9 protein-coding genes, 1 tRNA gene and 2 pseudogenes are annotated in these 10,165 nt (G+C 73.2%); 2 read left to right on the forward strand and 10 right to left on the reverse strand.

What is annotated here, in order from left to right:
• On the reverse strand, window positions 1-575 hold a 575-nt coding region (locus tag GTW43_RS01385), incomplete at its 3' end, for an ATP-binding cassette domain-containing protein (protein WP_161299693.1).
• Window positions 576-758: 183 nt separating this feature from the next.
• Between GTW43_RS01385 and GTW43_RS01390 the strand changes: the two are divergent.
• Window positions 759-1,251: pseudogene (locus GTW43_RS01390) on the forward strand (HAD domain-containing protein).
• A 57-nt stretch (window positions 1,252-1,308) separates the two neighbouring features.
• On the opposite strand, the gene GTW43_RS01395 reads toward GTW43_RS01390, so the two are convergent.
• From GTW43_RS01395 to GTW43_RS01415, 5 genes are all read right to left on the reverse strand, one after another.
• Window positions 1,309-1,926 carry a hypothetical protein gene (locus GTW43_RS01395; protein WP_161299694.1) on the reverse strand — a complete coding sequence of 206 codons (618 nt, stop codon included), beginning with the start codon at window positions 1,924-1,926 and terminating at the stop codon, window positions 1,309-1,311.
• Window positions 1,927-1,988: 62 nt separating this feature from the next.
• A complete protein-coding gene (locus GTW43_RS01400) occupies window positions 1,989-3,467 on the reverse strand; it encodes a Cys-Gln thioester bond-forming surface protein (RefSeq protein ID WP_343245856.1) in 1,479 nt (492 codons plus the stop codon).
• Between the two features lie 358 nt (window positions 3,468-3,825).
• On the reverse strand, window positions 3,826-4,287 hold the full coding sequence (locus tag GTW43_RS01405; RefSeq protein WP_161299696.1) for a single-stranded DNA-binding protein: 462 nt from the start codon (window positions 4,285-4,287) through the stop codon (window positions 3,826-3,828).
• Window positions 4,288-4,402: 115 nt separating this feature from the next.
• Complete coding sequence (locus GTW43_RS01410; RefSeq protein ID WP_343245857.1) at window positions 4,403-6,160, reverse strand: GTP-binding protein; 1,758 nt, start codon at window positions 6,158-6,160, stop codon at window positions 4,403-4,405.
• Between the two features lie 5 nt (window positions 6,161-6,165).
• Window positions 6,166-7,812 (reverse strand): dynamin family protein, encoded by a 1,647-nt coding sequence (locus tag GTW43_RS01415; RefSeq protein WP_343245858.1) that lies wholly within the window; start codon window positions 7,810-7,812, stop codon window positions 6,166-6,168.
• Between the two features lie 346 nt (window positions 7,813-8,158).
• Here GTW43_RS01415 and GTW43_RS01420 point away from each other — a divergent pair.
• A tRNA-Arg gene (locus GTW43_RS01420) sits at window positions 8,159-8,234 on the forward strand.
• A gap of 358 nt (window positions 8,235-8,592) precedes the next feature.
• Here the strand turns inward: GTW43_RS01420 and GTW43_RS01425 are convergent.
• The 4 genes and pseudogenes from GTW43_RS01425 to GTW43_RS01440 all read right to left on the reverse strand — a co-directional run.
• Window positions 8,593-9,348, reverse strand: a complete 756-nt coding sequence (locus GTW43_RS01425) for a hypothetical protein (RefSeq protein WP_237536339.1) — start codon at window positions 9,346-9,348, stop codon at window positions 8,593-8,595.
• Window positions 9,345-9,593, reverse strand: coding sequence for a hypothetical protein (locus GTW43_RS01430; RefSeq protein WP_161299698.1), 249 nt, complete (start codon window positions 9,591-9,593; stop codon window positions 9,345-9,347). Before GTW43_RS01430 ends, GTW43_RS01425 begins: the two co-directional genes overlap by 4 nt.
• Window positions 9,590-9,787, reverse strand: coding sequence for a hypothetical protein (locus tag GTW43_RS01435; protein ID WP_161299699.1), 198 nt, complete (start codon window positions 9,785-9,787; stop codon window positions 9,590-9,592). Before GTW43_RS01435 ends, GTW43_RS01430 begins: the two co-directional genes overlap by 4 nt.
• Before the next feature lie 88 nt (window positions 9,788-9,875).
• Window positions 9,876-10,094 (reverse strand): annotated as a pseudogene (locus GTW43_RS01440) (SpdD-like protein); the annotation flags it as partial.
• Between the last annotated feature and the right edge of the window lie 71 nt (window positions 10,095-10,165).

The raw sequence follows: 10,165 nt of genomic DNA on the forward strand, positions 1-10,165 counted from the left end.
GCGTCGAGGTGGTTGGTGGGCTCGTCGAGGAGCAGCAGGTCGGGCGCCTCGATGAGGAGCTTGCAGAGCGCGACGCGGCGCTTCTCACCACCGGAGAGGTTCGTGACGGGCCAGTCGCCGGGCGGGCAGCCCAGGGCGTCCATGGCCTGCTCCAGCTGACCGTCGAGGTCCCACGCGTTCGCGTGGTCGAGGTCCTCCTGGAGCTTGCCCATCTCCTCCATCAGCTCGTCGCTGTAGTCGGTGGCCATGAGCTCGGCCACCTCGTTGAAGCGCTTGAGCTTGCCCATGATCTCGGCGGCGCCGTCCTGGACGTTCTCCAGGACGGTCTTGGACTCGTCGAGCTCGGGCTCCTGCATGAGGATGCCGACGCTGTAACCGGGCGAGATGAACGCGTCACCGTTCGACGGCTGCTCGAGACCCGCCATGATCTTCAGGACGGTCGACTTGCCGGCGCCGTTCGGACCGACGACACCGATCTTCGCACCCGGGTACATGCTCAGGGTGACGTCGTCGAGGATCACCTTGTCGCCGTGCGCCTTGCGCGCCTTGCGCATGGTGTAGATGAACTCAGCCAAGAGAAACCGTCCGGCAGTCGAAGTGTCGCAGCAAAGGCCCCGCATCAAGCGGCTCCACCGCGTGAGGGCAGATACACCCATCTTGCCGCATGGCCACCGCTGGGCGGAAACCCGTATCTCCCGTCCCGCCTGAACTGCGGGTTCCGGACCCGCGCCCGGTGCCCCGCGCTCTATCGTTCGGCCGTGTCCCCCTCCACCGACCGCCCCCTTCTCTTCCTCGACGTCGACGGGCCCCTGATCCCGTTCGGCTCCCGGTCCGGCGGCCCCGGCGGGCCCGGGAATCCGCTGCTGGGGCGCCTCGATCCGGGCACCGGGGCCCGGCTGCTCGGGCTCGGGTGCCCGGATCGTGTGGGCGACCACGTGGGGCGACGAGGCCAACGAGGTCGTCGGGCCGCGCATCGGCCTGCCGGTGCTGCCCGTGCTCCCGTGGCCCGACGACGACCCTGGTGAGGGGGCGGGGCCCCGGGGCCTGCACTGGAAGACGCGGCCGATCCTCGCCCGGGCGGCCGGGGCCCCGTTCGTCTGGGTCGACGACGAGATCGGGGACGTCGACCGGCAGTGGGTCGCCGCCTCGCACCCGGGCCCGTTCCTGCTGCACCGGCCGGACCCGGCGGCCGGGCTCACCGACGCCGACTTCGAAGCGATCGGCGCCTGGGTGCAGCGCTCCGTGGCGTAGGAGGGCGGTCCGGCCGTGGCGTAGGAGGGCGGTCCCGTCACTGCGGGGGCACGCTCCTCACCAGCCGCAGTCGAGCTCTGTCAGGCCGCCGCCGAGGACCGGGTCCGTGCGGGTGCCGGTGACGGCCAGGGTGCCGTCGTCGCCGGGTCCGCCCCAGCGGAGCGTGTACGTGCCGGACGCGACGGGGCGGTATCCGTCGTCCACCCTCCAGGAGCCGGACGCGCCCACGGCCCAGCCGCTGCGGCCCACCGCGTACACCTCGCCCCCGCCGATCACCAGGAACGACGTCTCGCGGACGACCGCCGTGCAGCCGCCCGGGCCCGGCGGGCCGATGACGTGGTAGCGGGCGTCGCTGAGCACGTCGTCGGCAGCGCCCCAGACCGTGCCGAGCACCGCGGCGAGGATGAGGAGGCGCTGGGTGCGGCGGATCCAGGGGCCGCGGCGCGCTCGGCCGGTGGCCCGGGTGAGGCCGCGGCGGAAGACGAGGGCCGCGGCGAGCAGCACCGCGCTCACCGCCCAGCCGGGGATCACGTGTCCCCGGACCAGCAGCACCAGGCCCGTCCAGCTCGCCGCGGCGGCGAGGGCGAGGGCCCCGGTGCTCGCGACCGTGACGGCGGCGGGCGCCGCGGGAGGCTGTTGCGACAGGGTGCGTGCGGGGCCCGGGTACGTGGTCATGGACCGTACGACCCGCAAGGCGCCCCGGCGGTTGCACGGGGCGCCGGTGCGACGGCCGCCGGTCAGTCGTCCTGCGGCGGCGTCTTCTTGCGGCGGACCAGGAACAGGGCGGCCCCGCCGAGCACGACGAAGGCGATGGCGGCGCCCGCGATCACCGGCGTCGCGTTGGAGCTGCCGGTCTCGGCCAGGTCCTGGCCCGGCGTGCCGGTGCCGGTGCCGCCGACGGACGCGGGGCTCGGCCGCGTCGTGGTCTGCGGGCGCAGCCCGTCGTCGGAGGCGGTGGCGAGGGCGGCCGCGGCCGTGCGGCAGTCGAGGACGCCGCGCAGGCGCTTCTCGTAGCCGTGCGGACCTCTGATCGTGAAGTCGTAGGCCTGGTCCTCCTGGAGCGGGATGGTGACCGTCCGCGTGGACTCGGCGGGGATGGAGTACTCGGTGTCCATCAGGGTGAAGGTGAAGGGCGCGTCGCCCTTGTTCACCGCGGTGACGTCGACGCCGCCCTTCGCACAGTTCTTCCGGGCGGACAGCGCGGGGACGGCGCCCTTGCCGGCCCAGGTCGCGGTCGCGGTCGCGGAGACGGTGGACTCGCTGGACCCGGCGAGGATCTGGGTCTGGCTGCGGGTGTCGGAGGCGAAGGCACGGCCCACCGGCACCGTCGTGGAACCCTGCACGGTGAGCGCGGCGGAACCGGCCGGTGCGTCCTCGGGCACGTCGAAGTAGACCTTGCTGCCGTCGACGGCGGACTCGACCGGCTCGCCCTTCGCGTCGACGACCCGCACCCCGTGGGAGGCGGCCACGGCGGGCGGAGTGACGCTCACGGCGTCCGCGTTCGTCCGCACCGTCACCGGGCCGAGCCGCTCGCCGGGCCGCCCGGACACGGCGGACGGCACGAGGCTCAGCGAGGCCTGCGGTTCGGCGAGGTCACGCGCGCTGTGCTGGAGGTAGTCGGCGAGCTTCTCGGCGGCGGGGCTCTGCGCGTCGACGTCGGCCCCGTCCGAGTACCGCCAGATGGCGACCTGCGTGCCGGCGGCGGCGTCCTGCTCGGTGAGGCGTCCGGCGCCGGCCTTGCGGGCGAGCGCGGCCAGGTCGTTCACCTGCGGGTAGGAGTGCTCGAGGATCCAGCGGATGCGGCCCGCGTCCCGGTTGTGGCTCAGGGAGGTGCCGCTCCAGGGGGTCTCCTGGTACTTGGCGTCCGTCTGGGTCGGGTTGTGGATGTCGATGCAGTACGTCTGGAGGGTGCCGCCGCCGTCGACGGTCATCCGGAACAGGCCCGCGGAGACCTTCTCGTCCCGTCCGGCGTCGTGCAGCACGGCCGTGCCGTAGGTCTCGAGTCCGCCGAGCGTGGCACCGGCGCCGCCGCCCTGCTGGGTGCCGTCGTCGGCCGCCGCGACGGCCGCGCCGGCGCCGGATATGACCCCGGCGGCGAGCAGACCGGTCACCGTGAGCGCGGCGGCCGTCCGGGCGGATCCCCGCCCGCGCCGTGCCGCCCGCGGTGACCCGGTGGACCGTGAGAGCCGCGCGGTCCGCGAGAACACAGAAAACACGTAAACCCCTTCAGGCGGAACGGAACGCCACATGGAGGGTGGTGTCCCGCCGGCTGTTCGCGATCACTTCGACGCCGATCGGAGTCGCCCGGGCGACTCCTGAGGCTCCGTGAACCGTATGAGCCTCTGTGTGGCCCGTGCATGCACCCGTGCCACGCCCGGCATCCTAGGGAGACGATCGATCACGGTCCGCGCAGCGGCCGCCCGGCAACCGATCCGACTCGTAATCGTTATCGCCACCACCGGTCCCGAGCTGGGCTTATCGACAAATCACCGGCACGCAAGCCCCGATAAGCCCTACATCGGGCATCCGGAATTTCGGCTTCATTCCGGGCGGCGGAGTCCCACCGGGCAGCCCTCACCCGACGGGCTCCGGCTCGACCTCGAACGAGGGCTCGTCCGGCGCCTGTTGCCCACCACCGGCGCCGTCCCCCGCACCTCCGGCACCCCCCGCACCGCGGCGGGCGACCGCCCGGCGGAAGGCGGCCGTGCCCCGTGACAGATCGTGCCCGACGGCCGTCGCCTGGATGTCCGCCGACGTCCAGTGCTGCCCGCCCCGCTCCTCGTCCCGCACCTTCAACCGGCCCTGCACGATCACCGGTTCACCGATCGACACCGACCCCTGCACATTGGAGCCGAGCGTGCCCCTGGCCCACACCGTGAAGAAGTTCGTGTGTCCGTCCACCCACGTGTTGCGCACGGCGTCGAAGCGGCGCGGCGTCACCGCGAGCCGGAACCGGGCCACCGGCCCCGTCGGCAGCTCCCGGTACACCGGCGTCGTCGCCACGTTCCCCACGACCGTCAGCAGCGTCTCGTTCATGTCCGCACCCCTCCCGCAGCGGCCCTGCCCGGACCGGCGATCGCGGCCCGAGCCCTTCCCGGACCGCGATCCCCACCCTGCCCCCGTCGGCGCCACCCCCGCTGCGGCCTGTGTCCTACCGGCCGGTTGTGGACAACCCCGTCACCCTCACGTACTGCTCCCGCACCTCGCGGTAGCGCAGCAGCTCCGAGGCGACCGGGTCCAGGACGCGGGCCCGGCCGCACGCCGACGCCGCGTCGCGCAGCCGCCGCTCCGCCTCCTGCCCGTACCGCCGGGCCGGGCCCTTCGCCGCGGCCCGGCAGGCCCATTCGACGCAGGGTCCGCCGACGATCCCGGTGAGCATCATCAGCACGGGCACGCCCAGGTTCGGCGGCACGACCCCGACGATCTGCGCCACCAGCCACAGTCCGCCGAGCAGTTGCAGCAGGGTCATCGCCACCTGCACGAGCACGGCGAACGGCCACCACTTGGGGCGCGGCGGCCGTACCCCGGGCGCGTACGAGGCCCGCTGCCGGCGCGAGCCGCCCTGCGGCGACGCGGCCGACGCGGCGAGTTCGTCGAGCGCCTCCGGCAGCCCCTCGGCGCCGCGCGAGGCGGCGTCCCGCACCGACTGCGCCCAGGTGGCGGGCAGTCCGGTGGCGGCGGCGTCACCGACCTCGCGCGCCGCGTGCTCGACGCGCTGGCGGGCCGTCGTCTCGTCGTCGGCCCGGGACGAGGGGGCCGGGATCGCCGCGGTGAGGGAACGCCGGGCGTCGTACCAGCGCCACAGCCGCAGCCACGGCGTGCCGCACGCCCGGTTGGCGCCGCGCGCCCAGGCGCGTTCGGCGGCCTGTCCGGCGGCGGCGGCGCCGACGGCCTCGGCGAGCCGGTCGGTGAACTCCTCGCGGTCCAGCTCGCTCAGGCCGACCTGCCGGCCCACCGCGTACAGGGGCCGCAGCCGGTCGGCGGTCGCGTCGATGTCGGCGGCGATCCGGCGCTCGGCGGCCCGGCGGCCCGCGGTGAACTGGTCGAGCGCGTCGCGCAGTTCACCGATGCCGTCGCCGGTGAGGGCGGACAGCGGCAGCACGGTCGCGCCCGGTTCGCCGTACTCGCCGAGCGCGATGCCGTCCTCGTCGAGGAGCCGCCGCAGGTCGTCCAGGACCTGCTCGGCGGCCTCGTCGGGGAGCCGGTCGGTCTGGTTGAGCACGACGAACATGACCTCGGCGTGCTGCGCCATCGGCCGCAGGTAACGCTCGTGGAGCATCGCGTCGGCGTACTTCTCGGGGTCGACGACCCAGATCACGGCGTCGACGAGGTCCAGGACGCGGTCGACGGTATGCCGGTGCTCGGGCGCGGCCGAGTCGTGGTCGGGCAGGTCGACGAGGACAAGCCCGTCGAGCGCCCCCGGGGCGCCGCCCTGCTGGATGGGGCGGCGCCGGGACCGGCCGGGGATGCCGAGCCGGTCGAGCAGCGGGGCCGCTCCGTCGGTCCAGCTGCACGCGATGGGCGCGGACGTCGTGGGACGGCGCAGCCCGGTCTCGGAGAGGGACACTCCCGCGAGGGCGTTGAACAGCGTGGACTTGCCGCTGCCGGTCGCCCCGGCCACGGCGACGACGGTGTGCCGGGAGGACAGCCGGCGGCGGGCCGCGGCCTCCTCGAGGACGCGGCCCGCCTGGCTGAGGGTGGCCGCGTCGAGGCGGGCGCGGGACAGGCCGACCAGTTCGCGCAGCGCTTCGAGGCGCCGGTCGAGGGGATCGTCGGCGGCCGTGTCCGGCGCGGCGGCGGGCGCCGGGGTCGTCGTCAGCGCCTCGGCCGGGCGGTCCTCGGCGCGCCGGGCGATCAGCCCGTCGTCCCAGGGCTCGGCCTTCTCGGTCGGATCCGTGACGGTGGTCACCGCCCTCACCTCTCCTTCTGCAGCAGCGACAGGGCCGCGATCAGTTCGGCCTGGGGTTCGGGGCCGACGCCGAGGGCGTCCATCGGGGCGAGCCGGCGCTCGCGTTCGGTGCCGAGCACGCTGTCGACGTACTCGGTGAGCAGCCGCCCGCCCCGGTCCCGCAGACGCAGGGCGCCCTGAGCGCCGATCCGTTCGGCCAGGTGCTCGCCGGCCGCCTTCGCGCGCCGGCCGCCGAGCAGTGCGGTGGCCAGGAGCGCGGCGACGGCCTCGGGGTCGGGCGGGGTCGTGCCGGACAGCTCGCCGAAGGCCCGTACCTGTTCCTCGGCGTACTCCTCCAGGACGCGCCGCCAGCGCCGTACGGCGAGGCCGACGCGGTGTTCGGCGGTCTCGAGGCCCCGTTCGTGGCGAGCCAGTTCGGGTGCGTCGCCGCCGGGCTCGCGACGCCAGGCGGCGTCCACGCGCGCGTCGGCGGCGCCGACGGCGCACAGCAGGAGCGAGCCGAGGCTCTCCACCAGGGCGTCGAGCAGTTCCACCGCCGAGCAGTCCAGCGGGTAGCTGCGCCAGCGCTTGAGCGCGTCCCCGGCGAGCACCGCGCCGTTCTGCAAACGCTCCTTCACGCGCGCGTGCTCGTCGTCGTACACCTCCTCGGCCGCCGTGGTCAGCCGTACCGTCGCGGCGTACTGGAGCGCGACGGCGGAGGCCAGTTCGGGCATCCGGCCGCGCAGCGACTCGAGGACGCCGCGGGCGGTGCGGGCGAGGGCGGCGCCGCGGGCGCCTGGGTCCTGGGCGCGGTGGGCGAGCCAGGCGCGCAGCGGGGCGACGGCGGTGGCCGGCAGGAGCCCGCCGTCGCGCGTCGACTCGGGCAGTTCCGGCACGGTGTAGAGCGGCACCTCGCCCAGGCCCGCCTTGGTGAGCAGCGCGCCGTACTGCTGGGACACCTCGGTGAGCACCTGGTGGGGCACCCGGTCGAGGACCGTGACGAGGCTGGCGTTGTACTCCTTCGCGGTACGGAGCATGCGCCAGGGCACGGCGTCGGCGTACCGGGACGCGGTGGTCACCATGACCCACACGTCGGCGGCGCTGATCAGACGGGCGGCGAGCACCCGGTTCTCGGCGATGAGGGAGTCGACGTCGGGCGCGTCGAGCAGGGCGAGGCCGCGGGGCAGGTTCCCGGCGGTCTCGACCCGCAGGGCGTTCTCGCCGGCCTCCATGAGCGGGACGAGCGCGTCGTCGGCGGAGTCCTCCGCCGCCTCGCCGTCGCCGTCCGCCTGCCGGGGCACCCACACGCGCGTGAGGTCGGGCAGTACGCGCATCCCGGAGAACCAGTGGTGGTCGTCCGGATGGCACACGAGCACCGGGGTACGGGTCGTCGGGCGCAGCACGCCCGCCTCGCTCACGACCCGCCCGACGAGCGAGTTCACGAGGGTCGACTTGCCCGCGCCCGTGGAACCGCCGATCACGGCGAGCATGGGGGCTTCGGGCGCCCGCAGCCGGGGCACCAGGTAGTCGTCGAGCTGTGCGAGCAACTCACCGCGGTTGGCACGCGCGCGTGGAGCCCCCGGCAGGGGGAGCGGGAAGCGCGCGGCGGCGACACGGTCGCGCAGCACGGTGAGAGCGTCGAGCAGCTGAGGCCGTACGTCCAAGGTCACCACATGCGAAGAATGCCCAATTTTGGCGGCTTTCTGAAGCATATGACCCCGTCTGCGCGCCGATAAGTCACGCGATACGACACAGGAGGCTCACAGCGGGAGGCAAGGGACGAGTGGGAGCGCAGGCATAACGAGTGCACAACACCCGAGGCGGGAGACGCCGAAAGCGCTGCGAGATTCGTACCCATCTGCGATTATCAGGTCCGCTTCACCGAACCTCCACATCGAGCCACGGCGAGGAAACGGAGGCGAAGCAACAGGGACAGGGACGGATGACCTCTATCCTTGTCCCCGGCAAGGTCACGGATCTCCCCCACATCCGTCCGTCCGAGCCACCGGCCACACACCGGCCCCCGTAGCTCAGTGGATAGAGCAGGCGCCTTCTAAGCGCTTGGCCGCAGGTTCGAGTCCTGCCGGGGGCGCCACCTTCCGGCCCGCTTCGGTGGGGCTTTTTTGCTGGTCAGAGCCTTTCTTATCGACATGCAGAAGCCCCGACCGCTCCCCCAACGATCGTGGGAGGGCTCCGGGGCTGTCCGGCTCTCACCGGGTTTCTGCGGGTTGCCGTGTCGAATACGTGCCGAAGTTTTCGCGACGGGTCAGCCGTCGTCGTCAGCGCCTCCAGTGTCCGCTGGGTCGGGAAGGTGCCCGCCGCTTCGAGTCGCGTCTTGAGGTGGGCCAGTTGACCTTCGACACATCGGGCGTACGTGGCGAGCAGCACGGGCACGCTGTTGCCCGCCCAGTCGGCCACCTGCGCGGGCGGGATCCCGTCGTTGAGCCACTTGGTCAGGCGAGTGTGGCGAATGTCGTACACGCGCTTCCCGGTGGGCGAGTCGAACACGTGCGGAGCGAGCACCGCGGCGCGCGCAGTGCGCCACGCACGGCGGATGACGGAGCCTGCGAGAACGCCCCCGTTCTCCCCTGGAACAGCAGATCACCCGGCTTGAGTCCTTCATCCTCGATGTGCGTCCGCAGGATGCGCGTCAGGGCGGGATGCCCCGGCACCGTCCGCGTATCCCCTTCGGCACGGCCCTTGAGGTCCCGCTGTTCGTTAATCTCGCCGCTGTCGGTCCACTGCTTGCCGACTTCCGGCGTCGCGGTGTGGATCAGCAACTCGCACCACTGGTCGTCTGCGTCGACGCCCGGAAGGTTCACGTCCCACACGCGCAGCGCCACGGCCTCTTCCGGACGCGGCCCGCAGTAGTAGAGCGTCGCGAAGAACGCGTGCAGCCGCTTGCCGCCACGCGTACGCCGCCGCACCCAGTCGAGGAGTGCCGCCGCCTGCTCGGGGTTGATCAGGGACCGCTTATCGACGGCGTTCGTCGTCTTGGTGCTGACCAGCGTCCTTGCCCTTGGGCAGCGGGTTGGTTCGGAGCAGCCGGCGCCGGACCACGTACTGCATGGTGACGTTGAGGACACGGCGCAGCCGCCGGTGCGGCGGATCTGGTCTTGCCAGCGGTCGAAGCCGGTGGAGCCGGCCACCCGCAGCATGTCGCCGAGGGTGGCCGCGTCCAGCCCCGCCATGGTGGCGGTGTCGGTCATCGAGCACCATCCGCGTTACGAACGGCGAGCCGGTCGAGGGTGTCGGCAGCCTCGTTCGCGACGCTGGCGAGGTCGCAGAGTACGTCGGCGGTGCCGAGGCCGGCGAGGAAGACGACATCCGTGTCACCGCGACCGACACGGAGGCTGATGAAGGGGTCCTTCCAGGAGTGTTCGGTGTCGCCGAAGACGCGGAGCACGGTTTCGGTGTCGTTGGTCAGGTGCGCGGAGGCGGTCTTTGAGTTCATGCCGCCACCTCCAACCGCGAGATGCGAACGCGGCGGGCCTTGACGCACCCAGTGCCGCGGCAGGTGGTGCACGTGACAGTCATGGTGTGCAGGTGCCCGTGGTCGTCGCGGCAGAGGCCGGAGGATACGGCGACGACGGGGAAGCCGTCGCAGTTCGGGCAGACCCGTCCGAGGTAGGGGATGCGGTCGGTCACGATGAGGGTTCCTTCCGGATCAGTTGGTTCGGGCAGGGACGGCGCCGGAGCGGATGAGACTTGGCGGTTGAGGCCGCTCCGGTGCCGGTCAACGGCGGTGCTGTTTGTGCTCGGAGGCGATGAGCGAGCGGACCACCAGGGCGACGATGGCGAGCGCGCCGGCAGTGATGGCGACCTCGAGGAGCATGGAGACCAGCACCGTGCCGACCACGAGCAGGGCAGCGGTGCCGCCACTGACGGCGAGCGCGAGTGCGCCGGGGGTGAGCTGCACGGCCGGGCGTGAGGCCGCGGGAGCGGCGGGCGCCGGGGCGTGACGCTGGCAAGCGCACGGCGTCTGAGCCGAGTTCTGCCTCCGGCGGGGGATCGGCCGGCACCGGG

This window comes from Streptomyces sp. SID5785, assembly GCF_009870065.1.
Lineage (GTDB): Bacteria > Actinomycetota > Actinomycetes > Streptomycetales > Streptomycetaceae > Streptomyces.

Bases quoted from the DNA above. Each gene is read 5' to 3' on its own strand.
- GTW43_RS01405 (WP_161299696.1), bottom strand. From the start codon at position 4,287: ATGAACGAGACGCTGCTGACGGTCGTGGGGAACGTGGCGACGACGCCG.
- GTW43_RS01430 (WP_161299698.1), bottom strand. From the start codon at position 9,593: ATGAACTCAAAGACCGCCTCCGCGCACCTGACCAACGACACCGAAACC.
- GTW43_RS01395 (WP_161299694.1), bottom strand. From the start codon at position 1,926: ATGACCACGTACCCGGGCCCCGCACGCACCCTGTCGCAACAGCCTCCC.
- GTW43_RS01425 (WP_237536339.1), bottom strand. From the start codon at position 9,348: ATGACCGACACCGCCACCATGGCGGGGCTGGACGCGGCCACCCTCGGC.